Origin of the sequence: Maritimibacter sp. HL-12, assembly GCF_900177545.1 — a bacterium.
In the GTDB taxonomy this organism is placed as follows: Bacteria; Pseudomonadota; Alphaproteobacteria; order Rhodobacterales; family Rhodobacteraceae; genus Sinisalibacter.
On record NZ_FXBQ01000001.1, the window covers coordinates 1,219,099 to 1,244,889 of the forward strand.

The following is a 25,791-nucleotide window of genomic DNA, read 5'->3' on the forward strand; positions in this document are numbered from 1 at the left end:
GAACTTGAAAAACACCCTTAAGAAGAAGGGAACACCGACGAAAGCGAGGCAGGTTTGGACGGCGAAGTGGCACAAGTGGCGGCACTGGTGATCTCGGCAAATTACCGGCTCACGCACCCCGACGACCCGATGCGCTGGTTCGCCACCCAGCGGGCCTTCGCACGCTGCGGGTCGATCAGCTTCGATCTTGCAGCCAAACGTCGGCGCCAGAAACCCACCCTCGTGCCGATGGCCGAAACCCCGCCTGCCTGGCTCGATCAACTCGCCCGCTCCGGCACCGCCCGGGTGCTGCTGGGCTTCGAGCGGCAGGACGAAGAAGTGATCCCCGGCGAAACCATTCCCGACCGGATCGCGGCCGGGTTTGCCGGTGGCGGCAGCCTCTGGACGATGACCACCGAAACCGACGATGGCCGCGCCCTCGGCTGGCGCGCGGCGTGGAAAGCCGCCTATCCTTCGGCCCGCGACGGTCGGATCTGGGCGGTGCGCTACACCGCAACCGCCGCCACGCCGCAGCCGCCGGGACGCGACGTGGAGTCGGCAACCACCGAGTTGCGCCACGCGCTCGCCGAGATGAGCGAGTTTGCATGGTCGCATGACGTGAAAGAAGCCAACATGCGCTTCACTTCAGCGCTTGCCCTTCTCGAAGGCGCACCCGATCCGATGCCGATTGCACACCCCGAGGGGCCCGCCAACACGCTTTCGGAACCCGCCCGCCGCCTGCTCGACGCCGCCCAGCGCGGCTGGATGTTCGACAACATGGAGCTTTGGGGCCGCCTCAAGCTGGACGAGCCACAATGGCGCGACCACGCCCGCCGCGCGGAAGCGCTTTACGACGCGGTGACCGCGGCTGTTGTGGCGGCGGTCAATTCTTCCGCGCCACCGCGCTGATCACCCGGAGATGAAAGCCCCGAACTCGGCCTGTCGGTCGAGCCAGAGATTGAACAGGTCGCGAAAGTCGCGGGCCGAAATGCCATCGAGAATCGTGGCGATGTCCATCTCGATCCGGGCGACATCGTCTTCCATACGGTAGGCGCGGGTGAACCGGCGCTCGCCGGAATTCCAGTCGTTGAGCTTTTCGAGTGAAACCGGCCCATCGAGTTTGAACCCGGCAAAGAACTGCACCGCAAGGCAATCCCTGTTTTCGACGCAATCATAGAAGAACAATAGCTTTTTCTCGCCCTCGTGGAGGAACTCGATCAGCGGATCACCCGCCACATCGACGGTCAATTGCGCAGAAACGCCCTCGGCCACGAAAAAGTCCATGAAGGTTTGCGGGTTGGACGCCAGCAGCGGGTCGGCCCGTGCCGCGCTGCCGAGCACGGCCACCGATACGGCGGCGGCGATCACGAGTTTCCTGACCATCGGGTTCCCCCCTCCTGAAAACGCTCAAAGGATAGGCCGATCAGGACCGCCGTCGCTGATCTGAATCATGCCACCAGCGTTTCGGCCTTCTTGAGATCGACGCTGACGAGCTGGCTCACGCCCTGCTCGCCCATGGTCACCCCGAACAACCGGTCCATCCGCGCCATCGTCACCGCGTGGTGCGTGATGATCAGGAAGCGGGTGTCGGTGCGGCGGGTCATTTCGTCGAGCAGGTCGCAAAACCGGGTCACGTTGGCATCGTCGAGCGGGGCATCGACCTCGTCGAGCACGCAGATCGGGGCGGGGTTGGCGAGGAACACCGCGAAGATCAGCGCCAGCGCCGTGAGGGTCTGCTCACCGCCCGAAAGCAGGCTCAGCGTCGAGAGCTTCTTGCCCGGCGGCTGGCACATGATTTCCAGCCCTGCCTCCAGCGGGTCATCGCTTTCCACCAGCACGAGGTTCGCCTCGCCGCCGCCGAAAAGGTGGGTGAACAGGAGACCAAAACTGGCGTTGACCTGCTCGAAGGCGGTGAGCAGGCGTTCGCGCCCTTCCCGGTTGAGCGAGGCGATCCCCGCCCGCAGCTTCTTGATCGCTTCTTCGAGATCGTTCTTTTCGTGCACGAGATTGTCGTGCTCTTCCTGAACCTCGCGGGCATCTTCCTCGGCGCGCAGGTTGACCGCGCCGAGTGCATCGCGCTGGCGCTTGAGGCGGTTCACGTCATGCTCGATCTGGTCCGAAGAAGGCATCTTGTCGGGGTCTTCGCCAAGGCTTTCGAGCAGGCCCTCGGGCGTGGTTTCCTGATCCTCCGAGATCCGCTCGGCAGCATAGGCCACGGTTTCGCGCGCGGCATCGGCGCGCGCCTCGGCCCTCGCGCGGGCTTCGCGCGCCTCGCCGGCCCGGCGCTCGGCATCGCGTTCTTCTCCCATCGCGGCGCGCAACGCGCCTTCCGCGCCGGTCAGCATGTCGAGCGCCTTGGCGCGGCGCGCTTCGGCATTGGCGATCTCGCGGGCCAGTTCCTCCCGCTTGGCGGCCAATTCGGCGGGGGCCGCGGTGGCCTCCTTCAACTCGGCCTCCGACCCGGTCTTGCGCTCGGCCAGTTCCGCGATCCGCCTGCCCGCGGTCTCCAGCCGGTGACGCCAGCCGGAGATTTCCTTGGTCACCTCCTGCGCCCGCTTCACCCGCGCCTCGCCTTCGCGGCGGATCTCGTCATGCGCCGAGCGCCGGGCGAGCATCGTCATCCGCGACGCCTCGACGGTGAGCTTCACGTCCTCGACCTCGACGCGCGCGGCATCGAGATCGCCAAGCCCGGCCAGCGCCGCCTCGGCTTCCTTGAGCCGGGCGCGCGCGGCCAGCGCCTCTTCCTCGTTGCGGGTCACGGCAAGGCGCAGGTTTTCGAGCTTGCCCGCCGCGAGGTTGCTGTCGGCCTCGGCGCGGCTCAGCGCGCGGGCGCCTTCGGCCATCGCGCGGTCGGCCTCGCGGCGCGCCTCGCGCGCGGCGCGGTCGGCCTCGGTGGCGCGGGCAAGGTCGTCGCGCAGCGTCTCGTGGGCGCGCATCGCGCCATCGGCCCGGGCGCTAGCACGTTCCAGTTCCTGCTTGAGCCCTTCAAGGCGGTTGAGCTGTTCGAGCCTGAGCGCTGCCGTCGAGGGCGCATCCTCGGCACCGGCGCGGAATCCGTCCCAGCGCCACAGGTCGCCCTCGCGCGAAACCAGCCGCTGCCCCGGCTTCAGCGCCGCTTGCAGCCGCGCCCCGTCTTCCGGCGCGACCAGACCGACCTGCGCCATCCGCCGGGCAAGCACCTCGGGCACCGTGACGTGATTGCTGAGCGCCGTGACGCCGTCGGGCAGGGTCTGCGGCTGTGAGTAGCCGGGCATCAGCGCCCAGCCGGACGCGGCATCCTCCGCCACCGCCGGCGCGCGCAGATCGTCGGCCAGTGCCGCGCCCAGAGCCTTCTCGTAGCCCGGCGCGACCCGCAGCATGTCGATCACCTGCCCACCCTCTCGGGTGTCGCGCTCCAAGAGCTTGGCCAGCGCCATCACCTCGGCGCGCAGGGCATTCGCTTCGCCCTCGGCCTCCGACCGCTCGGCGCGAGCATCGGCCTCGCGCGCCTGCGCCGTGCCGCGCGCTTCGTCCGCTGCCACCAACGCCGCCTCGGCTGCCTCGGCCCGTGCCGCCGCCTCGGCCTGCGCGGCCTCTGCGGTGGCAAATTGCGCCCGGGCCGTCGCCAGCGCCGTCGCCGCCTCGTTCATCGCCACGCGGGCCCGCTCGGCTTCGGCCTCGCTCTTCTCCAGCGTCTTGCGGTTGTCATCCAGCAGCCGCTGCGCCGATTGATGGCGCGCGGCGAGGCGGGCGACATCCTCCGTCAACTGAGACAGCGCATCCTCGCGCTCGGCGAGGACGCGCTTGGCCTCGCGCGCCGCTTCCGACGCCGCCTCGAGCCGCGCCTCGTGCCCCTCGCCCGCCTTGGCAAGTTCGCGGGCTTCCCAGTCCAGCCGCTCGATCGTTTCGCCCGCATCGCGGTTGAGCGCCTCTTCGCGGTCCATGTCGCGTTCAAGCTGGGCGATCCTCGCCTTCAGCGTGTCGATGCGGCCCTGCGCCTGCGCCTCCTGGTCGGCCAACTGGTCACGCCCAACCTGAAGACGCTGGAGCACCGCCGCCGCGATCGCCTCTTCTTCGCGCAGCGGCGGCAAACGATCTTCCGCCGCCTGCCGGGTCTTTGCCGCACTGCGCGACGCGGTCTCGGCTTCCGCCGCCTCCTTCGCGCGCTCGGTCAGCGCCTGGTCCGCCGCCAGCCGCGCCTCGTCGGCCTCGCGCCAGCGCCGGTAGAGCAACAGCCCCTCCGCCTTGCGCAATTCTGCCCCGATCGCGCGATAGCGCTGCGCCTGCCTCGCCTGCCGGGCAAGTTGGGCCAACTGGCCTGCAAGCTGTTCGATCACGTCATCGACCCGAGTGAGGTTCGCCTCGGTGCCCCTGAGCTTCAGCTCGGCCTCGTGACGGCGCTGGTAGAGCCCCGAGATGCCCGCCGCTTCCTCGAGAATGCGGCGCCGGTTCTTCGGCTTGGCATTGATCAACTCGGCGATCTGGCCCTGCCGCACCAGCGCCGGGCTGTGCGCGCCGGTCGAGGCATCGGCAAACAGCATCTGCACGTCGCGCGCCCGCACATCCTTGGCGTTGACCTTGTAGGCGCTGCCGGCATCGCGGGTGATCCGGCGGACGATCTCCAGCCCGTCGGCATCGTTGAATCCGGCCGGCGCGAGGCGCTCGGAATTGTCGATGGTGAGCGCCACCTCGGCGAAGTTGCGCGCGGGCCGGGTGGCGGCACCGGCGAAGATCACGTCTTCCATGCCGCCGCCGCGCATCGCGCTGGCGCGGTTCTCCCCCATCACCCAGCGCATCGCTTCAAGCAGGTTGGACTTGCCGCAGCCATTCGGTCCGACAACGCCGGTCAGCCCGTCGGCGATCACCAGATCGGTCGGATCGACAAAGCTCTTGAAGCCATTGAGCCTGAGTTTGGAGAAGCGCAACCGGCTCGCCCCTTGTTGATTCCATTGACCAGACAGTTTCTCGGTGCACCAGGTCAGAGTCAACGCGCACGCCCCACGATATGGGAGAAGGTGGCAGGTTATCCACAACATCTTGCAAAGCTCTGCGCGGGTCCTGTCGCTCCTCCGCGCTTGCCCGTCGCAATCGCGCTTGACGCGGACGCCCGGCGCGCGCCACAAGGGAGGGGCATGGTTCCCACAGGGCGCAAAGCGCCTTGGGAGAATAGGGAATGCGGAACGGGCGACCCAAGCAGGGGCCCATAGCCGCAGCCGCCCCCGCGACTGTATGCGGTGAGCGACCGCCACACGCCACTGATGCCCGCCCGGGCGTCGGGAAGGCGGCGGAAGCCTCGACCCGCAAGCCAGGAGACCTGCCATGCCTACATCAACCCACCCGTCGGGGAGACGGGCAAAGGAGTGAACGAACATGCATATCGAACCCGGCCTTGTTGCGCCTGCAAAGATGATTGTCGCCTATGCCACCGCCGGTGGCGCGGGGCTCTGGACCGCCAAGCTCGCCTGGGAGGCGCTGAAGGAACGCGGCCTCACCTCGCTTGCCGCGCGCACCGCCGCCACCACGGCGCTGGTGTTTTCCTTCTTCGAAATCCTGCCGCACTACCCGGTCGGCGTTTCGGAGGTGCACTTCATCCTCGGCTCCACGCTGCTCCTGATCTTCGGCGCGGCCCCGGCGGCGATCGGCCTGGCGCTCGGCCTGCTCGCACAGGGCTTGCTCTTCGCGCCCTTCGACCTGCCGCAATACGCCGCCAACATCACCACGCTGCTGGTGCCGCTGTTCGCGATCAAGGCGCTGGCCGACCGGATCATCGCGCCCGAAACGCCTTACGTCGATCTCAAGTATCGTCAGGCCCTCGCGCTTTCGACCACCTACCAGGGCGGAATCGTCGCCTGGGTGGCGTTCTGGGCGCTCTACGGTCAGGGCTTCGGTGCCGACAACATGGCCTCGGTGGTGACCTTCGGTGGCGCCTACATGCTGGTGGTGCTGCTCGAACCGCTGATCGACCTCGCGGTGCTCGCAGGTGCCAAAACGGTGCGCGGGCTGGAAAAAACCGGCCTCGTGACCCCGCGCCTCTTCGCCTGAGCGACCATTTCCGAGGCTATCCGCCGGGGCTTGCCCAAGCCCCGGCCCTTTTCCGTTTTCGCGCCCGGAGCCTGACATGAAAAAGATTCCCACAACCGTCGTCACCGGCTTTCTCGGTGCCGGCAAGACTACCCTGATCCGCCACCTGCTCGACAACGCCGATGGCCGCCGGATCGCCCTCATCATCAACGAGTTCGGCGATCTTGGCGTCGATGGCGACCTGCTGAAGGGCTGTGGCGACGAAACCTGCTCGGACGACGATATCTTCGAGCTGTCGAACGGCTGCATCTGCTGCACCGTGGCGGAGGATTTCATCCCCACCATGGAAGCCCTGCTCGCCCGGCCCGATGCGCCCGACCATATCGTGATCGAAACCTCCGGACTGGCGCTGCCGCAACCGCTGGTGCGGGCCTTCCAGTGGCCGCAGATCGCCACCCGCGTCACCGTCGATGGCGTGGTCACGGTGGTTGACGGCAAGGCCGTGGCCGAGGGGCGCTTCGCCGCCAACCTCGCCGCCGTCGAAGCCCAGCGCAAGGCCGACGATAACCTCGACCACGAAACCCCGCTCTCGGAGCTGTTCGAAGACCAGATCGCCGCGGCCGACATGATCGTGGTCAACAAGACCGACCTTCTGGGCGAGACCGAGGCCGACGACCTGGTCGCGAAGCTCATCGCCGAGGCGCGGCCCGGCGTGCACGTCGTGCGCACCAGCATGGGCCGGTTGCCGGGCGAGGTTCTGCTCGGGATCGAGGCACAGGCCGAGGACAACATGGACGGCCGCGACGAGGGCCACCATCATCATCACCATGATGACGACGATGACCACGATCACGATCATCACCACGACCACGGCCACGATGAGTTTGAAACCTTCGTGGTGGAGCGCGCGGAGGTGGCCGATCCGGTGGCGTTCTCCTCGCAGGTGGCCGAGGTGATCCGGGCGCATGACATCTTGCGCCTCAAGGGTTTCGTCGCGGTTTCCGGCAAGCCGATGCGGCTCACGCTTCAGGCCGTCGGCCCGCGGGTCGACAGCTATTTCGACCAGCCCTTCGGCGATGCCCCGCGCAGCACCCGTCTCGTCGTGATCGGTCAGGCCGGACTTGACCGGAAAGCGATCGCGGAGGCGCTGTCGGCATGACCTTCACGGTGGAACCGGGTAATCCGCGTGATCCGGCGGCCTCGGCGCTCTTGCGGGCCAGCCACGCGCTGATGCAAAGCCTGTTTCCACCGGAAGACAATTTTTTCCTCGACATCGACGCGCTCGGCGCGCCGCACATCGCCTTTTTCGTGGCGCGACGCGAGCGCGAAACCCTCGGCACCGGCGCACTTGCCGACAAGGGTGACTACGGCGAGGTCAAATCCATGTTCGTGGCCGAAGCCGCGCGTGGCCTCGGCGTGGGTGCGGTCCTGCTCGCCCGGCTCGAAGACGAAGCCCGCGCGCGCGGCCTGCCCGCGCTGATGCTCGAAACCGGCAACCTGCTGCATGCCGCGCACCGGCTCTATGCCCGCGCCGGGTTCACCCCGCGCGGGCCGTTCGGGGACTACCCCGATGCGGCGTCATCGCTGTTCATGGAAAAGCGGCTGGCGTGATGCGGAATGCGAGGCTCCGCAGCATGCGCGAAACCGGGCCGCGCGGCATCGAAACCGAACCGCGCGCGCGCCTACTTGTCCTTGCGCGCCTCGGCAGCGGCCTTCAACCGGGCGAGGAGCTCGGCCTTCGTCTCGGACTTGCTGTAGGGGTTCTTCGCGGTGCCACGCGCATTATGCTCGACGTGGCGGGGGGCTTTCCTGGCCATCTTCGGCGCTCCTGCTGCCTTGTAATCCATCGCTCGCGTCTTTCCTCGATGCGGTGTGCTGCCAAGGCTCATGCCCCAACCCGGCGCGGTGCGCAAGCCTCGCCGGCGTTTTCGCGAGGAACCGCCAGAACCCGCCAATCCGGGGGCCATGCCTGATGCACCTGCTCGCCGCCACACCCGGACAGATCGACGACGGGCGTGAACCCGTCGATCTCGGCCAGTCGCCCGCCGACGTGGTCTTCCTCTCCGCCGCCGATACCGAGCTTGCCGCCCTCGCCGAGGCGCGCGCCGAGATGGCCGAGCCGCCGACGCTCAGGCTTGCCAACATCACCCACCTCGCTCACCCGATGTCAGTCGATCTGCACATCGACGCCTGCGCGCTGAAATCGCGGCTGGTGATCGCGCGGGTGCTCGGTGGCCTCGGCTACTGGCGCTACGGCGTCGAACAATACGCGGCCCACCTGCACGCCGCCGGTGTGCCGCTCGCCCTCCTGCCCGGCGACGACAAGCCCGATCCGGAACTGCGCCGCCTCTCCACGGTCGGCGATGCCGATTACGATGCGCTCTGGTCCTGCCTCGTCGAAGGCGGGCCGCAGAACGCGGTGACGTTTCTTGCCCACGCAAAGGCCATGCTCGACGGCCGCGAACGCCCGGCGCCAGCCCGCCCGCTGCTGCGCGCGGGCGTGTTCTGGCCCGGGGCCGGGGTGGCCGATCTCGGCGCGGCGCGCGCGCACTGGACCGAGGGTGCGCCGGTTGTGCCGATCGTGTTCTACCGCGCACTCGTGCAGGGCGGCGGGCTCGATCCGATCACCCGGCTGGCCGAGGCACTGGCCGCGCGTGGGCTGAACCCGCTCCCCGTTTTCGTCGCCTCGCTGAAAGATCCGCTCTCCACCGCCACGCTACAGGCGCTCTTTGCCGAAGCTCCGCCCAGCGTGATCCTGAACGCCACCTCCTTTGCCGTGGGCTCGCCACACGAAGGCGACGATGGCCCCGAAAACCCGCTCACCATGCCCGAGGCGCAGGCCGCCCCGGTTTTTCAGGTCGTGCTGTCGGGCGGATCGGAGGCCGCCTGGGCAGACGGGCTCACCGGGCTGTCGGCCCGCGATATCGCGATGAACGTGGCCCTGCCCGAGGTCGATGGCCGCGTGCTCACCCGGGCGATCAGCTTCAAGGGCGAAGCCTGGTTCGACGAGGCCACGCAATGCCCGATCGCCACCTACCGGGCGCGCGCCGACCGGGTCGATTTCGTCGCCGACCTCGCCGCGGGCTGGGCGCGGCTGCGCCATACCGCGCCGGAAGATCGCAAGATCGCGCTGGTGCTGGCCAACTACCCCAACAAGGACGGTCGGCTCGCCAACGGCGTCGGCCTCGACACCCCTGCCGCCACCGTGCATGCCCTCGGCCTGCTCGACGGCGCGGGTTACCGCGTCACCGATCCGCCTGCCGACAGCGACGCACTGATGCAGGCGATCATGGCCGGGCCGACCAACTGGCTCACCGACCGGGTGCAGCGCAAAGGCGGCGTCGAACTTTCGATGGCCGATTACCAGATCGCCTGGGGCCAGCTTCCCGACGCCTTCCGCAAGGCGGTGACCGATCGCTGGGGTCCGCCGGAAGCCGATCCGTTCCATGAGCCGGGCGCGGTGGATTGCGGCCGCTTCAAGCTCTCGGTGCTCTGGTTCGGCAACGTCGTCGTCGGCCTCCAGCCCGCCCGCGGCTACAACATCGACCCGACCGACACCTACCACTCCCCCGATCTGCCCCCGCCGCACAATTACATCGCCTTCTACATCTGGCTGCGCCACGTCTTCGGGGCGGATGCGGTGGTGCACATGGGCAAGCATGGCAATCTCGAATGGCTGCCCGGGAAGGCGCTGGCGCTGTCGGAGGCCTGCGCGCCCGAGGCGGTGCTGGGGCCGGTGCCGCATGTCTACCCCTTCATCGTCAACGATCCGGGTGAGGGCACCCAGGCCAAGCGCCGGGCGCAGGCGGTGATTGTCGACCACCTCACCCCGCCGCTGACGAGGGCCGAAACCTACGGACCCTTGCGCGATCTGGAGGCGCTGGTGGACGAGTATTACGAGGCCGCCGGGGTCGATCCGCGCCGCATTGAATACCTGCGCCGCGAGATCCTCACGCTCACCTCTGCCACCGGCCTCGATGCCGACGCCGGGATGAAGGGCGAGGACGAAGACGGCGATCTCGCGAGGCTCGACGCCTATCTCTGCGATCTCAAGGAAGCCCAGATCCGTGACGGGCTGCATGTGTTCGGCCAATCGCCCGAAGGGCGGCTCGCGCGCGATCTGGTGCAGGCGCTGGTGCGGGTGCCGCGCGGCGATGGCAAGGGCGGCAATGCCTCGCTGATCCGCGCGCTGGCGGCCGATTTCGCGCTGGCCTTCGATCCGCTGGATTGCGACATGGCCGCGCCGTGGGAAGGCCCCCGGCCCCAGGCGCTGACCGCCCCCGGTGCCTGGCGCTCGCAGGGCGACACGGTGGAGCGGCTGGAGCTTTTTGCCGCCCGGTTGATCGACGGCGAGCTGGCTGCGCCGGGGCCGGCGAGCCGCGCGGTGATGGATGAGGTCACCTCGCGCGTCCGACCTGCCGTCGTCACCTCCGGCCCCGCCGAGGGCGCAGGGCTTCTCACCGCGCTCGAGGGCCGCTTCCTTGCGCCCGGACCCTCCGGCGCGCCTACCCGCGGGCGGCTCGACGTTCTGCCCACGGGCCGCAACTTCTACTCGGTCGATACCCGCGCCGTGCCCACACCCACGGCCTGGGCGCTGGGGTGGAAATCGGCGAACCTGCTGATCGAGAAACACCTGCAATCCGAGGGCGACTGGCCGCGCGCCATGCTCATCACCGCATGGGGCACCGCCAACATGCGCACCGGCGGCGACGACATCGCCCAGGCCCTCGCGCTGATGGGGGTGAAACCGACATGGGACAGCGCCAACCGCCGCGTCACCGGCTTCGAGATCATCCCGCACACCGCGTTGGGGCGACCGCGCGTGGATGTCACGCTGCGGGTGTCGGGCTTTTTCCGCGATGCCTTCCCCGGCCTGATCGCGCTGGTCGATTCAGCGGCCCGCGCGGTGATGGCGCTGGACGAACCGGAGGAAGCGAATCCCGCCGCCGCACGTGCACGCGTCGAAGGCCGTCAGACGCGGGTCTATGGCTCCAAGCCCGGGGCCTATGGGGCGGGGCTACAGGCACTGATCGACGAGCGGATCTGGAGCGACAAGGCCGATCTCGCCGAGGCCTACCTTGAATGGGGCGGCTATGCCTATGGCGCGGGCGTGGAAGGCGAACGCGACCGCGCCGGCTTCGAGGCGCGGCTGGGCGAGGCCGAGGCCATCGTGCAGAATCAGGACAACCGCGAGCATGATCTGCTCGATTCGGACGATTACTACCAGTTCGAAGGCGGCGCAGCGGCGGCCGTGGCCACGCTTCAGGGCCGTGACCGCCCGATCTATCACAACGACCACTCCCGCCCCGAACGCCCGGTGATCCGCACCCTCGACGAAGAGATCGGCCGGGTGGTGCGCTCGCGCGTGGTGAACCCGAAGTGGATCGAAGGGGTGAAGCGCCACGGCTACAAGGGCGCGTTCGAGATCGCCGCGACGGTGGATTACCTCTTCGCCTTCGCTGCCACCACCGGCGCGGTGAAGCACCACCATTTCGACCTTGTCCACGCCGCCTTTCTCGAAGACGAGGCGACGCGAGATTTCATCGCAGAGCACAACGCGCCCGCGCTGCGGGAAATCGCCCAGCGGCTTTCAGAGGCAATCGAGCGCGGCTTGTGGCTGCCGCGATCCAATTCCGCACGCAGCTTGCTCAAGGCGCTGAGCTAGCTGCAATCGAGCGCCGCGATCATCAGCGCGGCGTCGCCCTTGAACGAGCCGGAATCAATACCGCAGCCGGTGGTCTGGCGCACGGCAGCTTCGGCCTTGGCGAACACCTCGCTCATCCGGGGCAGAACCTCGGGCGAGGTGCGGTAGATTTCCACCGCCTCGCCCAGCCGCCAGATCGTGAAACGACTGCCTTCCACCTCTGCCTCGAACCGTTCGCCGCGCATGAACTGCGGGCTCGGCGAATCACAGCCCGCAAGCAGGGTGACGAGAAAGAGAATCGGGGCAAGGTGCGATATTCGGATCATAGTGCCAGTTTCCCAGAACACAGTTAATAAAGGGTAAATCCCCCTGCGTCCGCGTGCCGCACTTACGGATGCCGCCATGCGTGTTAGCTATATTCCAAATCCTGAATATGACAATTATGGAGCTGTCACATGCAACTCACCCGCGCAGCGGACAAGTATTCTCCGCTCTACTTCCTCGCCTCGGTCGGTGCCGGTGGCCTCACCGTCACCTTCTTCATGTATCTGATGTTCTGGGTGCCGCACCCCGGCCGCCCGGTGCCGATCTTTGAAGACATCGTGGCCGCATGGGCCACGGGTGGTCTTGGCCTCAAGGCCGCCATCGCCGTCGCCATGGCCGGGATGGCCGTCATGGTGGTGATGAACATCCAGAAACTTGTCTGGAACATCAATGCCTTCAACGTCTGGAAGAAAACCGACGCCTACGAGAAGGTGCGCAACTCGAACGCCGAAACCACGCTGCTGGCCTACCCGCTGGCGCTGGCGATGTCGGTGAACGCGCTGTTCGCCGCCGGCCTCGTCTTCGTGCCGGGCCTGTGGAACATCGTCGAATACCTGTTCCCCGTGGCCATCGCCGCCTTCCTCGCCATCGGCCTCTTCGCGCTGTCGATCATCGGCGATTTCCTCGGCCGGGTGCTGACCAAAGGCGGCGTGTTCGACGTGACCGCGCACAACTCCTTCGCCCAGCTTCTGCCGACCTTCGCACTGGCCACCGTGGCCGTCGGCCTCGCCGCCCCCGCCGCGATGTCGACCAACGAGTTCGTGGCCTCGGCCAGCGTGATGACCTCGACCTTCTTCGGCACCGCCGCGTTCGTCTACGGCCTGCTCGGGCTGATCACCGCCTTCAACTCGATGCTGCACTACGGCACCTCGAAGGAAACCGCCCCGACGCTGATGATCGTGATTCCGATCATGACCCTGCTCGGCATCATGATGCTGCGCCAGAGCCACGGCCTGCACGCCACTTTCGACGTGCACACCAACGCCGGTGAAACCATGGTCTTCCTCTCGCGCGTCCTGTCGATCCAGTTCCTGTTCCTGCTGCTCGGCCTGACCGTCCTGCTGCGCCATGGCTACTTCAAGGATTTCGTCTTCGGCTCGAAAACCTCGCCCGGCTCCTACGCCCTCGTCTGCCCCGGCGTCGCGCTTTCGGTGATGATCCACTTCTTCGTCAACGTGGGCCTCGTTCAGGCCGGGGTCATCGAGAAGTTCGGCACGATCTACTGGATTGAATCAGCCGTTGCCGTCGCCTTCCAGTTCTCGATGGTCTGGCTGCTGTTCCGCCTCAACAAGCAGCACTTCGCCAAGATCGCCGAAGCCGAGGCCGTGCCCGCCGAGTAAGGCGCACCGATCAACGCACCAAGGGGCGGTCCACCGGGCCGCCCCTTTTGCTTGCGCCCGACCGACCTCGCGTTACCATTGCCGGACCGCTCACAAATCGGAGGCCGAGATGACCGACGAAACGCAGAACGACCCCAACCGGCACGCCCAGAAGATGGCCAAGAAAAAGGCCGCGCGCGACAAGATCATGGCCACCAAGACCGAGGAAAAGGGCCTTATCATCGTCCATACCGGCAAGGGCAAGGGAAAGTCCTCCGCCGCTTTCGGGATGATCTTCCGCGCCATCGCCCACGGCATGCCTGCCGCCGTAGTGCAATTCATCAAGGGCGGAATGAAAACCGGCGAGCGCGACCTGATCGAGACCCGGTTTGCCGATCTGTGCGAGTTCCACACCATGGGCGAAGGGTTCACCTGGGAAACCCAGGACAAGACCCGCGATATCGAGAAGGCTCGCGCGGCATGGGAAAAGTCGAAGGAGCTGATCCGCAACCCGGGGATCCGCATGGTCCTGCTCGACGAGATCAACATCGCCTTGCGTTATGACTATCTCGACGTGGCCGAGGTGGTCGCCTTCCTGAAATCGGAAAAACCGGAAATGACCCACGTCATCCTCACCGGGCGCAACGCCAAGGACGAGTTGATCGACATCGCCGACCTGGTCACCGAGATGGAACTGATCAAGCACCCGTTCCGGGCTGGGGTGAAGGCGCAGGCAGGCGTGGAATTCTAGAGTTTCGCGCCGCTCGCGCGGCCCGCCCCGCCGGGGGTTTCACACCCCCGGACCCCCGTGGGATATTTTTGGAAAGATGAATGGAAAGTGCGGATACCACTTTCATCTTTCTGAAAATATCCTCGCCGAAGGCAAGAAAGTCCTGTTGCACCGGCACAGTTAACGGAACGTCAACCGTGGAGGGCGTAACCTTGGACCACGGTACAGGCGGGGACGCCGATGACCGTGAAAGGTGAAGGGCTTCGGCCGCCCCGCCCGGTCAAACGGGCGGGGTTCCTTACTGGCCCCGCACCTCGCTCAAGGTTTGCGTGGTGGTGAGCGCCTCCGGATCGAGCCGCAGCTCGATCACCGCAAGCCCGCCCGATGCCACCGAGCGCTCGAAGGCCGGCGCGAACTCCACATCCCGTTCCACCGTCTCGCCGTGTCCGCCATAGGCACGCGCCAGAGCGGCAAAATCGGGGTTGGTGAGATCGGTGCCCGAAACACGCCCCGGGTAACTGCGCTCCTGGTGCATCCGGATGGTGCCGTAACGACCATTGTTGGCGACGATGACAATCACCCGCGCGCCATGCTGCACCGCCGTCGACATCTCGTTCAGTGTCATCTGGAAGCAGCCGTCGCCTTCCCAGGCCACCGCGAGGCCGCCGGTCTCAAGGCTCGCGGCAATGGCGGCGGGAAAACCGTAGCCCATGCTGCCCGAGGTGGCACCAAGGTAGGATTTTGGTCGGGTGAACTGGTGATAGCGGTGCAACCACATGTTGTAGTTTCCCGCGCCGTTCGCGATCACCGTTCCTTCTGGAAGAAGCGCCGGAAGGGCCTTCACGACGTTTTCAAGCTTGACCGTGCCGGGCGATTCCACCGGCTGCAACCACGCCTCGTAGCCCCTGCGCAGCCCTTCGCGCCACGCCGCCCAATCCGCGCGTCCCTCGCGGTTCTGCGCAGCCAGCGCCGCGAGCATCGCCGGTGCCGGGGCGACGACCGACAGATCGGGGCGAAACACCCGGCCAAGCTCGTCGGGGTCGGGATGCACATGGATGATCGTCTTTCCCGGGTGCGCCGGGTTCACCGCATAGCCCCCCGAGGCCACATCGCCGAAGCGGGTGCCGAGCAGGAGCAGGAGATCGGCCTCCTGCATCGCCGCTTTCAGATCCGGCCGCATCCCGACGCTGAGATCACCGACGTAGTGGCGGTGCCGGTTGTCGACGTAATCCTGACGCCGGAACGAGGCCGCCACCGGCAAGCCCTGCGCCTCGACGAAGCGCACCAGATCGGCGCTCGCCTCCGGCGTCCAGAGCGGCCCGCCCACCACGACGAGCGGTTTTCTCGCCTCCGCAAGCCGCGCCATCACCGCCTCTGCCTCGGCTTGTGTCACCTGCGCGCGCATCGGGGCCACGGCCGGCAGATCAGGCACGTCCGCCTCGGCCGAAAGCATGTCTTCCGGCAGCGCCAGCACCACCGGGCCGGGGCGGCCCGACAGCGCGACGTGGAAGGCGCGGCTGATGTATTCCGGCAGCCGGGCGGTGTCGTCCACCTCCGCCACCCACTTGGCGAGGCCGCCGAACATCTGGCGGTAGTCCACTTCCTGGAACGCCGCCCGGTCGCGATGGGCACGATCGATCTGGCCGACGAACACCACCATTGGCGTCGAATCGTGCATCGCGACGTGAATCCCCGAGGAAGCATTCGTCGCCCCCGGCCCGCGGGTGACGAACAACACCCCCGGCCTGTTGGTAAACTTGCCATGGGCCTCGGCCATCATCGCCGCCCCGCCCTCGTGGCGGCAGACGACATTTTCGATCCCGCTGTCAAAAAGCCCGTCGAGTGCCGCGAGAAAGCTCTCGCCCGGCACCGAGAAAACCCGTTTCACACCCTGTATTGCCAGCGCATCCGCGAGGATCTTGCCGCCGTGCCGCATTCTGAACCCTTTCGCCTTGCGCCCCGTAGCCTTGTCCATACATTCGAGCCAAAGAATATGGAGGCGTCATGTCTACGTTCACACTGCTTGGCATTTCAGGTTCGCTCCGGCAAGACGCCTGCAACCGAAAGCTTCTGCGCGAAGCGGTGCGCCTCTTTGGCGATGCCGAGTTCACCGAGGCGAACCTGCGCCTGCCGCTCTACGACGGCGATCTCGAAGATGCCGAGGGCATTCCGGCCGACGTCACCAGGCTCGCCGACCAGATCAAGACCGCCGATGCCATTCTGATCTCGACCCCGGAGTACAACAAGAACATTTCGGGTGTGCTCAAGAACGCCCTCGACTGGGTGAGCCGGGTCAAGGGCATGCCGTGGAAAGACAAGCCCGTGGTGCTCATGGCCGCCGCCGACGGGCGCGCGGGCGGCGAGCGCTCGATGCACTCGCTCATCCTGTGCATGATGCCGTTCCGGGCGAAGCTGGTCTACGGCCCCGAGGTCTTCATCGCCAATTGCCGCGAGGCCTTCGACGAGACCGGCGAACTCAAGGACGAGGGTGCGCAGAAGTTCCTCGGGATATTGATGAAGAAGCTGCGGGGGGAGTTGGAGGGGTGAGGGCGACAATGGCAAGGCCATGGCGCGCAGCCGGGTCGAACGTGGTCGCGCGCCGGCTGCGGCCCGGTTACAGGCCGCAAGTGGACGATCCGGACGGGAAAGAGACTTTTCTGCGAAACGATCAACGTCCGCTCTGCGGGGCGAATCCGCCGTTCACCTCCAATGTTCAAATGTCTGCTTCCATGAATCTGGCTAGATAGACTTGGACCTTGGGTGTTGATTGGAATTCATTTTAGCCACCCAATGGCAGCGACGATCGCGAAGAAAATCGCGATCCAAGCCCAAAATGCTCTGCCAATTTGAAGGTTGCGCAGTTCGCTGCTGTACATGGCTGCGTACCAGTTTGCATCTTCGAGAGATGTCATTTTTTTGAAGGGTGGAAGGGAGCGCGGCACAAGAAAATTGTACCAAGGCACTTGAGCTGCTTCTTTGACCGCTTCCTCAGGATCAAATGATTTCATTCCGTTCTCCGTCCACAATGCAGAAGCATGGAATATGCTACTTCCATATTTCCAGGAGCAGACATTGGTACACGGCGCAGCATGTCGCAGTCGGGCTCAAACCAGCCTTTCGCGGCAATGAGCGTCTAGGTCGGCCCAGGGTCGCAAACGCTCCGCCCACTCCCTCTCGGCCTGACAGACCCGCCACCCAAGCCGTTCCCCCCAAAAAAAACAACAAACCCCCGGGGCGCGGGCCACGGGGGTCGTCGTGGCGGCAACCCCGGGGGGCTGCGCCGTGTTCGTGCGTCAACGCCTCAGAGAAGGCCTTCGCGCTGGGCTTTCTTGCGGGCCAGCTTGCGCGCCCGACGGACGGCTTCGGCCTTTTCGCGCGCTTTCTTGACGGAGGGCTTCTCGAAATGTTGCCGAAGCTTCATCTCGCGGAAGACGCCCTCACGCTGCAGCTTTTTCTTCAGGGCACGGAGCGCCTGATCGACGTTGTTGTCGCGAACGGATACCTGCATGTGGTTGTCACCACCTTTCTAGGTTTGTGTTGCATGAAATTGCAGGAGCGCGCCGTATAGCAAAGGATCGGCGGTTTGTCCAGATCTTCGGATGCAAGGCGCCGACGCCGCTGGAATTGTCGGCCAGCGGGGTTTATGCAGGGGGCAAATCAAGGGGGCCGAAAATGACAGCGACAGACAGATTGCTCGACGCGGCGCTCAATCACGCGCTGTTCGATGGCTGGAGCGCGGCGGCGATCGAGGCCGCGCGGGCGGATATCGGCATGAGTGCCGAGGAAGTGCACGCGCTTTTCCCGCGCGGCGCCGTCGATCTCGCGCTCGTCTACCACCGACGCGGCGATGCCGAGATGATCGCGGGCCTCGCAGGTGAAGACCTTTCCGCCATGCGCTTTCGCGACCGCATCGCGCTGGCCGTGCAGATCCGCCTCGAAGTGGCCGACAAGGAGCTGGTGCGCCGGGGGTTCAGCCTGTTTGCCCTGCCGCAGCACGCCGGCGACGGGGCGCGCGCGCTTTGGGAAACCGCCGACCACATCTGGACCGCCCTCGGCGACACGTCGCAGGATATCAACTGGTATACCAAGCGGGCCTCGCTCTCGGCGGTCTACTCGGCCACCGCGCTTTTCTGGCTTGGGGACGACAGCCCCGGCAACGCCGAAACCTGGGCCTTCCTCGATCGGCGAATCGAAAACATCATGCAGTTCGAGCAGGTGAAAGCGAAAGCGCGCAAGAGCCCGCTCTACGAGGCCTTCATGAAAGGACCGGGACGGGTGCTCGACCATGTCCGCGCGCCCGGCACCGGGCGCGAGGGCTATCCCGGACACTGGAAATCGGGAACCGGTGAATGACCCTGCCTGCCACCATGCGCGCAGTCGAGATTTCCGCCCCCGGCGGACCCGATGTGCTCACCCCCTGCACCCGTCCGGTGCCGGTGCCCCGCGCCGGCGAAATCCTCATCAAGCTTGCCCATGCCGGGGTCAACCGCCCCGACGCGCTGCAACGCGCGGGCAGTTACGCGCCGCCGCCGGGTGCCTCCGATCTGCCCGGCCTCGAAGGCGCGGGCGAGGTCGTCGCCCTTGGGGCCGGGGTGTCGCACTGGCAGCTCGGCGACCTTGTCACCGCGCTCCTCCCCGGCGGCGGATATGCCGAATACGTCGCCACGCCCGCCGTCCATGCCCTGCCGGTCCCCGAAGGCCTCACGCTCGCCGAAGCCGCCTGCCTGCCGGAAACCTTCTTCACGGTCTGGTCCAACGTCTTCATGCGCGGGGGCCTCAGGGCGGGTGAACGCTTTCTCGTGCATGGCGGTTCGTCGGGCATCGGCACCACGGCAATCCAGCTTGCCAGCATCTTCGGCGCGCGGGTGTTTACCACCGCCGGTTCGGACGAGAAATGCACGGTCTGCCGCGAGCTCGGCGCGGAAGTGGCGATCAACTACCGCGAGGCGGATTTCGTCGAGGTGCTGCGCGCGGCGGGCGGGGCCGACCTGATCCTCGACATGGTCGGCGGCGACTACATCGCGCGCAACATCCGCGCGCTGGCCGACGACGGCCGCATGGTGCACATCGCGTTTCTCGCCGGCCCCAAGGCCGAGATCAACTTCGCCCAGATCATGGCCCGCCGCCTCACCGTCACCGGCTCGACCCTGCGGCCGCAATCCGACGCCGCCAAGGCGCGCATCGCCGCAGAGCTGCGCGAAAAGGTCTGGCCACTGATCGACGCCGGCCGGATCCGCCCGGTGATGGACAGCGCGTTTTCGTTGGAGGAAGCGGCAAAGGCCCACGCGCGGATCGAAAGCGCCGGGCATATCGGCAAGATCGTTCTCAATATCTGACGCGAGGAAACCATGGCGAAAACCGTCATCATCGAGCAATTCGGCGGCCCGGACGAACTCAAGATCGTCGACCGGCCGGTGGGCGAACCCGGCCCCGGCGAAGTGCGTATCCGCCACGAGCGGGTCGGGCTCAACTTCATCGACATCTACCAGCGCACCGGGCTTCACCCGCTCGAATTGCCGCATGCCCTCGGCATGGAAGCAGCGGGGGTGATCGAGGCGGTGGGCGAGGGTGTGACCCATCTCAAGCCCGGCGACCGCGCCGCCTATGCCGCGATGCCGCCCGGCGCCTATGCCGAGGCGCGGGTGATGCCCGCGCGCCACGTCGCGCCCCTGCCCGACGAGATCAGTTTCACGCAAGGTGCCGCGATGATGCTGCAAGGAATGACGGTGGAATACCTCTTCCAGCGCACCACCCCGATCAAGGCCGGCGATACCGTGCTGTTCCACGCCGCCGCCGGGGGCGTCGGGCTGATCGCCTGCCAATGGGCGAAGTCGGAGGGGATCACCCTGATCGGAACCGCCGGGTCGGACGAGAAGTGCCACGAGGCCCGTGCCAACGGGGCGGCCCATTGCATCAACTACCGCACGGAAGATTTCGTCGACCGGGTGCGCGACCTGACCGACGGCAAGGGCGTCGACGTGGTGATGGATTCGATCGGTGCCGATACCTTCTTCGGCTCGCTCGATTGCCTTAAACCGCTCGGCATGATGGTCTCCTTCGGCAACGCCTCCGGCCCGGTGCCGCCTTTCAGCCTGTCCGAACTGGCCTCGCGCGGCAGCCTCAAGGTCACCCGGCCCACGCTCTTCACCCATATCGCGCAACACGAGACCTGCATGGCGATGGCGAACCGGCTGTTTGACAAGGTGATCTCCGGCGCGGTGAAGATCCATGTCGACCAACGCTTTCCGCTCGACGCGGTGGCCGAGGCCCATCGCCTGCTGGAAGCGCGCAAGACGACCGGCTCCACCGTCCTGATCCCCTGAGGCCCCCAAAATGACCATGACCGGCTGGATCCTCGCGGTCCTCGCATTGTTCTTCGTGCAAACCCTGCTGCCCTCGATGGCGCGCGCGGCCAACGGCGCGCCCGAGCAACTGCGTTTCCTGCGCGGCCCGCGTGACGAGCGCCCGGAGTCCACGCTCATGGTGGGCCGCATGGAACGGGCGCTGCGCAACATGTTCGAGGCGCTGCCGATCTTCCTCGCGCTCGCCCTGCTCGCCGAGGTCCGCGGCATCGCCGAGGGCTGGGCGCTCACCGGTGCCGCCGTCTTCTTCGTCGCGCGACTGGCCTACGTGCCCGCCTACGGCACCGGCATCGTGCTCCTGCGCTCGGGCGTCTGGGCGGTGGGACACGCAGGCCTCGTGATGATGATCGTCGGGGTTCTTTGATCCGGCGCATGGCACGCACGCCCCGACCGCGCCATAATCCGCCGCGAAAGGAGAAGCGTCATGGCTGAAAAGACCATTCGTGTGCAGAACGAGTTCGGCTTGCTGTGGTTCGCAGGCTGGCTGTTCACGCTGGGCTGGCTCGGGCTTGGCTTCTGGAAGGGCGTCCTCGCCCTCGTGGTTTGGCCCTATTACATCGGGATTGCGCTGAGCGCCGCGGGCGCAGGCTGACAATTTCCTCACCCGGCGCGCGGATTCCACCCGGCAATCGCACCGTCGAGCATGTGTTCCAGGAGCAGGCCGTGCCCGGTATCCCAGACCGCGCGCATGAGAATGTCTTGCCCATGATGCTGCACCAGCAGAAGGGTGACACGCAGATCGCGCCCAAGCGCGCTGCCGCTGTAGTCGCGCCGCAAGGCGGGCAGGCCCGCGATGTCGATTGCGGTTGCAACAAGCAGGTCATGCACCGGCGTTCCGTCCGCTGCAACGAAGTCTTCATAGCCGTCGAGCGCCTCGGGCAAGCCCCGATCCTCGATACTGGCGAATCGCTCGACCTGGATCACGCTTGCCCCCATCGGCGCGATGCACTGGGCAGAATCGCATCCCTCCGCCACATGATCCCAGCCGGGCGGACAGGGAAACTCCGCCCCGAACGCAGGCAGGGCCAGAAGCGCGACAGGCGCGATCGCGGGGAAGATTCGCATGGCTCAGCCTCCGGAAACACGCCCGCACGCTACCGGGGCCCGCCGGGGCCGCCTTGACTTCGGTCAGTCCACCGAGGCTGCCGGCGCGGCCCTGTGGATCGGTTCGAGCCGCGCATCCTCCATCGCGCAGTCGCGCACCACGTCCGTGCCGCAGTCTCGCGGTTCGAGATCGCGTGTCAGGCAGATCCGCGCTTCCTGGATATGCCCGGCCTTGCAGGTGATCGTCACCATGTCGGCACCCCAGCCCGGGTTGGCTTGCAGAAAGGCCGCCTCGACCACCTCGGCGGGGAGCTTCACCACCCGGTCAAGCTGGCGCAGCACCTCGGGGCGGTTGACCCGGTCCCAGGCTTCGCGCGCCAGCCGGTAGTAATTCTCCGCCGAAAGCCCGGAACAGACGCCATGTTTGCGCCACTGATACCAAGCCGCGCCCGCGGCCCCGAACAGGTCGGCCTGCGCCGCCGTCAGGTTTCTCGACGGCGGCCGCGCGCCGGTCGGGCAATAGGCGGGCCAGCCTGCCTCGTATTGCGGCCAGAGCCCGTGCAACACCCAGCCGAAGCTTTCCGCGCATTGCTCCGCCCCGCGGGACTCCCCTTCCAGCGCGCACCAGTTGGGCGACCATGACAGCGCGAGAACGTAGTAATCGAACGCCCCGGCGCGCTCCCCATCGGCGCGGGCCGGGCCGGCGAGCAACAACAAGGCAACAAGGAACAGGCGCATTTTCTCTTTCCTAACCGGCACGCGCGCACTATATAGCCCCCGAGTTTCCCGACAATGGTAACCCGACCCGGCCCGCCGGGAGCCCATTTCAGGGCGCTGGACAATCGTATTCGCAAGGAGTGCCGAGATGGACAAACCGATCATGGCCAAGGCCACCGCCGTCTGGCTGGTGGACAACACCACGCTGAGCTTCAAGCAGATCGCCGAGTTCTGCGGGTTGCACGAACTCGAGGTGCAGGGCATTGCAGATGGCGACGTGGCCGCCGGGGTCAAGGGCTTCGATCCCGTGGCCAACAACCAACTTACCCAGGACGAGATCGAAAAGGCCGAAGCCGACCCGCTTCACGCCCTCAAGCTGAAGTTCAACCCCGCCGCCGTCGGCGAGGAAAAGCGTCGCGGCCCGCGCTACACGCCGCTGTCGAAGCGGCAAGACCGGCCCAACGCGATTCTCTGGCTGGTGAAGTTTCACCCCGAGCTGGCCGATGCCCAGATCGCCAAGCTCGTCGGCACCACCAAGCCCACGATCCAGTCGATTCGCGAGCGCACGCATTGGAACATCCAGCAGATGGAACCGATCGACCCGGTGGCGCTCGGTCTGTGCAAGCAATCCGAGCTTGATGCCGCCGTGCAGAAAGCCGCCGCCAAGCGCATCGCCGCGGGCGAAGTGATGTCGGACGACGAACGCCGCAAGCTGGTTTCGACCGAGCAGAGCCTCGCGATGGACACCGAGCCGAAGATGCCCACCGCGATCGAAGGGCTCGAAACCTTCACGCTTTCCGGCGACGACAAGAAGGAAAGCGAGGTTGACGCCGACAGCCTGTTCAACCTGCCCGACGATGATGACGACGAAGACGACGACGACGATCATCGCTGATCCGGTTCAAACCGCGTCCAAGCCCCGGGGATGAAATTTCCCGGGGCTTTTTCATGCCGCGCATGTCTTGTCGCACCCGGCGCGCAACGACCGCTTCGATCTCGCCCCGCGCGGCTTTCGTGCTATCGTGATGCCATGCACCCCCGGGAGGCAACCATGCTCCGTCCTGCGCTCATCGCCCTCGCCCTTCTGCCCGCCCACCCGGCGCTCGCCTTCGACCCCTGCGACGATCTGTGGTTCTCGCGCAACCAGCTCTACGACCGCGCGGGCTATTGCTTCTCGACCCCGCTGGGACAGGCGATCTTCGACAATGCCGATTGCACCGGCACCGAGGTTACGCTCGAACCGGGCGGCACCGATCTCGTGGCTTACGTGCGCGAGATGGAAGAGCGACTGGAATGCGCGGTGGACACCAGCGCCACCAGTCTCGATATCGCCAATATTCCCCTGCGCCTGAAACTGGACTCGGTCGTGGCGCTGTCTGAATTCGCTTCCGGCTGCCTCGGCTGGACCGGCGAGGCGATCCCCCTGCGCGCAGGCCCGCAAGACGAGGCCGAGGTGATCTCGGTCGCCATGCCCGGCGATGATCTGGTCTGGGAATACGAGGGCACCAACTGGCCCGAAGGCTGGAGCTTCCTGACCGTCTACCGCGACGAGGCACAGGTTTCCCTCGGGTTTGCCCGCGACGATCTCGATTACGATCTCTGCACCGGCCTCGCGGGCTAGCGCAGTTCCACCTCGGCCCGCGCCGCACGACCCTTGGCGTCGATCACCGAAAGCGTCACGTGCCCGGGGCCGAGCGGCAGCGACGCCGTGCGCGCCGGTGTCGCCACCAGGATCGGTGCGCCATTGGCCAGCAGGGTGAACGGCGGCTGTCCACCCTCGATCCGCAGCGCCAGCGGCGCGCCGCCAGTTTCCACCAAGGCACCATCCGGTGGAAACGCCAGTTCCGGCTTGTCCGCGGCGGCAAACACCGCGCCCCGCGGGCGAAACTCCCGCAGCGGCAAGGGCAAGCCGGTGGTGGACAGAAGGAGCGTGCCCGGCGGCGGCGGCGGCAGCGGGTCGAGCACCGATTTCACCCGCGCGAAGGCTTCGAACAGCACCGGCGCGGCCACGTCACCGCCGAAGGCGCCGGGCACCGGCGTGCCATCGGGCCGCCCCATCCAGACCGTCACCACGTGCCGCCCGTCAAAGCCCACCGCCCAGGTGTCGCGGTGACCGTAGGAGGTGCCGGTCTTGTAGGCGAGCCGCTGGCGTGCGGCATTGGGCGGCGGCGGCATCCCGGCGAGGATATGCCCCACCTGCCAGGCCGCTTCCGGCGAGACGATCCGACCGCCCGTTTCTACCTCCCCCGCTCTTTCCCTCAGCACAACCGCCTCGCCGCCGCGCGCCAGCCCGGCATAGAGCGCGGTCAGGTCGCGCGGGCTGATCCCGACGCCGCCCAGCGCCACCGCGAGCCCCGGCGGGGCGGTGCCCGGCAGCACCGGTGCGGCCCCGGCCCGCGCCAGCCCCGCCATCAGCCGCGCCGGTCCCAGTTCGGCGGTCAGCGCCACCACCGGAATGTTGAGCGAGAACCGCAGCGCCTCGGCCACCGTGACCGGTCCGCGATAGGTGCCGTCGAAGTTTTCCGGCGCATAGCCGCCAAAGCGCATCGGCCGGTCGTCGATCATCGTCTGCGGGTGGGCAAGCCCCTCGTCGAAAGCCAGCGCATAAACCAGCGGCTTCAGCGTCGAGCCGGGCGAGCGCAGTGCCATGGTCATATCGACGAACCCGGACCGCGCATCGACATCGTAGCCGCCCGAGCCGACGCTGGCGAGAACCTCGCCGCTGGCGTGATCGGCCACAAGGAGAGCGATGGAGAGCGCGCCCTCACCGTGGTCGCGCACCGCCTGCGCCGCGAGGGTTTCCAGCCGGGCCTGAAGGCTCGCGTCCAGAGTCGTCAGGTGCAGACCGGCTCCCGGACTTTCCTGCCGCAGCCGGTCGGAAAGATGCGCCGCCATTATCGGCATATCGCGCCGGGCCTCCGGCAACGCCTCGCCGAGTGCCGCGCGCGCCGCCTCCGCCGCGATCACCCCCGCTGCCTCGGCCCGCGCCAGAACCCGCGCCCGCGCCTCCCGCGCAGCCTCAGGATGACGGTCGGGTCGGCGCATCTCAGGCGATTGCGGCAAGGCCACCAGTAGCGCCGCCTCGGCAGGCGTCAGCCGCGCGGGCGGCTTGCCAAACCAGGCCCGCGCCGCCGCCCGGACACCCTCGATATTGCCGCCGTAAGGTGCCCGGTCGAGATAGAGCGCGAGGATCTCGCCCTTGTCCAGCCGCCGCTCCAGTGCCAGCGCCACGCGGATCTGGCGCAGCTTGCCCGCGCCCGTGCCCGTTGGTCCGTCCTCCAGAAGCCGCGCGGTCTGCATGGAGAGCGTCGACGCGCCCGAAACGATCCGCCCCTGCCCGATCGCCTGCCCCGCGGCCCGGACCATCGCCAGAAGATCGACGCCCGCGTGGCGATAGAACCGCTTGTCTTCGTAGGCGACGAGCATCCGCCGGAACACCGGATCGACAGCACCGGGGTCAACCGCCAGCCGCCAGCGCCCGTCAGCCACGGTGTAGGCCCGCAGAAGCGCGCCCTTCCGGTCCAGAACCTCGACGGAGGTTTCCACCGCGAGCGGCGGCAGAACCGTCTCCGCCACCCAGGCGTCGAACCGGTCGCGCGCAAACCCGAGGGCAAAGAGCGCGACGGCCAAGGCAAGGAACAGGTGGCGTCTCATCTTGTCCTACGTGCGTCG

25 protein-coding genes and 1 riboswitch are annotated in these 25,791 nt (G+C 67.0%); of the genes, 15 read left to right on the forward strand and 10 right to left on the reverse strand.

Annotation, left to right across the window (positions count from 1 at the left end; genetic code table 11):
* Window positions 1-66 precede the first annotated feature (66 nt).
* On the forward strand, window positions 67-888 hold the full coding sequence (locus tag B9Y97_RS06135) for a hypothetical protein (protein ID WP_139828241.1): 822 nt from the start codon (window positions 67-69) through the stop codon (window positions 886-888).
* On the opposite strand, the gene B9Y97_RS06140 is transcribed toward B9Y97_RS06135, so the two are convergent.
* Both B9Y97_RS06140 and smc read right to left on the reverse strand, forming a co-directional pair.
* Window positions 889-1,362 (reverse strand): YbjN domain-containing protein, encoded by a 474-nt coding sequence (locus B9Y97_RS06140; protein ID WP_085525914.1) that lies wholly within the window; start codon window positions 1,360-1,362, stop codon window positions 889-891.
* Window positions 1,363-1,427: 65 nt separating this feature from the next.
* Window positions 1,428-4,883 carry a chromosome segregation protein SMC gene (gene smc / locus B9Y97_RS06145; RefSeq protein ID WP_085525915.1) on the reverse strand — a complete coding sequence of 1,152 codons (3,456 nt, stop codon included), beginning with the start codon at window positions 4,881-4,883 and terminating at the stop codon, window positions 1,428-1,430.
* Between the two features lie 191 nt (window positions 4,884-5,074).
* Window positions 5,075-5,295, forward strand: a riboswitch (cobalamin riboswitch).
* Window positions 5,296-5,328: 33 nt separating this feature from the next.
* On the opposite strand from smc, the gene B9Y97_RS06150 reads away from it, so the two are divergent.
* The 3 genes from B9Y97_RS06150 to B9Y97_RS06160 all read left to right on the forward strand — a co-directional run bounded on the left by B9Y97_RS06150 (window position 5,329) and on the right by B9Y97_RS06160 (window position 7,590).
* The gene (locus B9Y97_RS06150; protein WP_085525916.1) at window positions 5,329-6,000 is read left to right on the forward strand and encodes an energy-coupling factor ABC transporter permease; all 672 of its coding nucleotides are present in this window, start codon (window positions 5,329-5,331) and stop codon (window positions 5,998-6,000) included.
* A 76-nt stretch (window positions 6,001-6,076) separates the two neighbouring features.
* Window positions 6,077-7,138, forward strand: a complete 1,062-nt coding sequence (gene cobW, locus B9Y97_RS06155; protein WP_085525917.1) for a cobalamin biosynthesis protein CobW — start codon at window positions 6,077-6,079, stop codon at window positions 7,136-7,138.
* Window positions 7,135-7,590 carry a GNAT family N-acetyltransferase gene (locus B9Y97_RS06160; RefSeq protein WP_085525918.1) on the forward strand — a complete coding sequence of 152 codons (456 nt, stop codon included), beginning with the start codon at window positions 7,135-7,137 and terminating at the stop codon, window positions 7,588-7,590. The genes cobW and B9Y97_RS06160 overlap by 4 nt, the downstream gene beginning before the upstream one ends.
* Before the next feature lie 71 nt (window positions 7,591-7,661).
* Here B9Y97_RS06160 and B9Y97_RS18330 read toward each other — a convergent pair whose 3' ends face one another.
* Complete coding sequence (locus B9Y97_RS18330) at window positions 7,662-7,796, reverse strand: hypothetical protein (protein WP_254900986.1); 135 nt, start codon at window positions 7,794-7,796, stop codon at window positions 7,662-7,664.
* A 155-nt stretch (window positions 7,797-7,951) separates the two neighbouring features.
* On the opposite strand from B9Y97_RS18330, the gene cobN reads away from it, so the two are divergent.
* Window positions 7,952-11,644, forward strand: coding sequence for a cobaltochelatase subunit CobN (gene cobN / locus B9Y97_RS06165; protein ID WP_085525919.1), 3,693 nt, complete (start codon window positions 7,952-7,954; stop codon window positions 11,642-11,644).
* Here the strand turns inward: cobN and B9Y97_RS06170 are convergent.
* A complete protein-coding gene (locus B9Y97_RS06170) occupies window positions 11,641-11,949 on the reverse strand; it encodes a hypothetical protein (protein ID WP_085525920.1) in 309 nt (102 codons plus the stop codon). The genes cobN and B9Y97_RS06170 overlap by 4 nt on opposite strands.
* A gap of 129 nt (window positions 11,950-12,078) precedes the next feature.
* Here B9Y97_RS06170 and B9Y97_RS06175 point away from each other — a divergent pair, with 129 nt between their 5' ends.
* Together B9Y97_RS06175 and cobO are read left to right on the forward strand one after the other, a co-directional pair.
* Window positions 12,079-13,287 (forward strand): TsoY family (seleno)protein, encoded by a 1,209-nt coding sequence (locus B9Y97_RS06175; protein ID WP_085525921.1) that lies wholly within the window; start codon window positions 12,079-12,081, stop codon window positions 13,285-13,287.
* Between the two features lie 109 nt (window positions 13,288-13,396).
* On the forward strand, window positions 13,397-14,017 hold the full coding sequence (gene cobO, locus B9Y97_RS06180; RefSeq protein ID WP_085525922.1) for a cob(I)yrinic acid a,c-diamide adenosyltransferase: 621 nt from the start codon (window positions 13,397-13,399) through the stop codon (window positions 14,015-14,017).
* Between the two features lie 277 nt (window positions 14,018-14,294).
* Here the strand turns inward: cobO and B9Y97_RS06185 are convergent, their stop codons facing one another.
* Window positions 14,295-15,932: a thiamine pyrophosphate-binding protein gene (locus tag B9Y97_RS06185; protein ID WP_085528133.1), complete on the reverse strand. Its 1,638-nt coding sequence runs from the start codon at window positions 15,930-15,932 to the stop codon at window positions 14,295-14,297.
* A 68-nt stretch (window positions 15,933-16,000) separates the two neighbouring features.
* On the opposite strand from B9Y97_RS06185, the gene B9Y97_RS06190 reads away from it, so the two are divergent.
* Window positions 16,001-16,543 carry an NADPH-dependent FMN reductase gene (locus tag B9Y97_RS06190; RefSeq protein WP_085525923.1) on the forward strand — a complete coding sequence of 181 codons (543 nt, stop codon included), beginning with the start codon at window positions 16,001-16,003 and terminating at the stop codon, window positions 16,541-16,543.
* 227 nt (window positions 16,544-16,770) lie between these two features.
* On the opposite strand, the gene B9Y97_RS17905 is transcribed toward B9Y97_RS06190, so the two are convergent.
* Entirely contained in the window at window positions 16,771-17,004 is a 234-nt protein-coding gene (locus B9Y97_RS17905) for a hypothetical protein (RefSeq protein WP_139828242.1), read from the reverse strand.
* A 293-nt stretch (window positions 17,005-17,297) separates the two neighbouring features.
* On the reverse strand, window positions 17,298-17,504 hold the full coding sequence (gene rpsU / locus B9Y97_RS06195; RefSeq protein ID WP_085525924.1) for a 30S ribosomal protein S21: 207 nt from the start codon (window positions 17,502-17,504) through the stop codon (window positions 17,298-17,300).
* 164 nt (window positions 17,505-17,668) lie between these two features.
* On the opposite strand from rpsU, the gene B9Y97_RS06200 reads away from it, so the two are divergent.
* Genes B9Y97_RS06200 through B9Y97_RS18100 form a run of 5 tightly spaced genes read left to right on the forward strand, consistent with a single transcriptional unit; the run spans window position 17,669 to window position 20,950 of the window.
* On the forward strand, window positions 17,669-18,349 hold the full coding sequence (locus B9Y97_RS06200; protein ID WP_085525925.1) for a COQ9 family protein: 681 nt from the start codon (window positions 17,669-17,671) through the stop codon (window positions 18,347-18,349).
* A gap of 2 nt (window positions 18,350-18,351) precedes the next feature.
* Window positions 18,352-19,332 (forward strand): NAD(P)H-quinone oxidoreductase, encoded by a 981-nt coding sequence (locus B9Y97_RS06205; RefSeq protein WP_139828401.1) that lies wholly within the window; start codon window positions 18,352-18,354, stop codon window positions 19,330-19,332.
* A 12-nt stretch (window positions 19,333-19,344) separates the two neighbouring features.
* Entirely contained in the window at window positions 19,345-20,319 is a 975-nt protein-coding gene (locus B9Y97_RS06210) for a quinone oxidoreductase family protein (RefSeq protein ID WP_085525927.1), read from the forward strand.
* Window positions 20,320-20,329: 10 nt separating this feature from the next.
* Entirely contained in the window at window positions 20,330-20,722 is a 393-nt protein-coding gene (locus B9Y97_RS06215) for an MAPEG family protein (RefSeq protein ID WP_085525928.1), read from the forward strand.
* Between the two features lie 60 nt (window positions 20,723-20,782).
* A complete protein-coding gene (locus B9Y97_RS18100) occupies window positions 20,783-20,950 on the forward strand; it encodes a hypothetical protein (protein WP_176224313.1) in 168 nt (55 codons plus the stop codon).
* Between the two features lie 8 nt (window positions 20,951-20,958).
* Here the strand turns inward: B9Y97_RS18100 and B9Y97_RS06220 are convergent, their stop codons facing one another.
* On the reverse strand, window positions 20,959-21,423 hold the full coding sequence (locus B9Y97_RS06220) for a hypothetical protein (RefSeq protein WP_085525929.1): 465 nt from the start codon (window positions 21,421-21,423) through the stop codon (window positions 20,959-20,961).
* Between the two features lie 63 nt (window positions 21,424-21,486).
* Window positions 21,487-22,140, reverse strand: coding sequence for a ribonuclease T2 family protein (locus tag B9Y97_RS06225; protein ID WP_085525930.1), 654 nt, complete (start codon window positions 22,138-22,140; stop codon window positions 21,487-21,489).
* 127 nt (window positions 22,141-22,267) lie between these two features.
* On the opposite strand from B9Y97_RS06225, the gene B9Y97_RS06230 reads away from it, so the two are divergent.
* Window positions 22,268-23,014: a DUF1013 domain-containing protein gene (locus B9Y97_RS06230; protein WP_085525931.1), complete on the forward strand. Its 747-nt coding sequence runs from the start codon at window positions 22,268-22,270 to the stop codon at window positions 23,012-23,014.
* Window positions 23,015-23,170: 156 nt separating this feature from the next.
* The gene (locus tag B9Y97_RS06235) at window positions 23,171-23,740 is read left to right on the forward strand and encodes a DUF4453 domain-containing protein (RefSeq protein WP_139828243.1); all 570 of its coding nucleotides are present in this window, start codon (window positions 23,171-23,173) and stop codon (window positions 23,738-23,740) included.
* On the opposite strand, the gene pbpC is transcribed toward B9Y97_RS06235, so the two are convergent.
* On the reverse strand, window positions 23,737-25,773 hold the full coding sequence (gene pbpC / locus B9Y97_RS06240; RefSeq protein ID WP_085525933.1) for a penicillin-binding protein 1C: 2,037 nt from the start codon (window positions 25,771-25,773) through the stop codon (window positions 23,737-23,739). The two genes, B9Y97_RS06235 and pbpC, sit on opposite strands and share 4 nt — an antisense overlap.
* Between the last annotated feature and the right edge of the window lie 18 nt (window positions 25,774-25,791).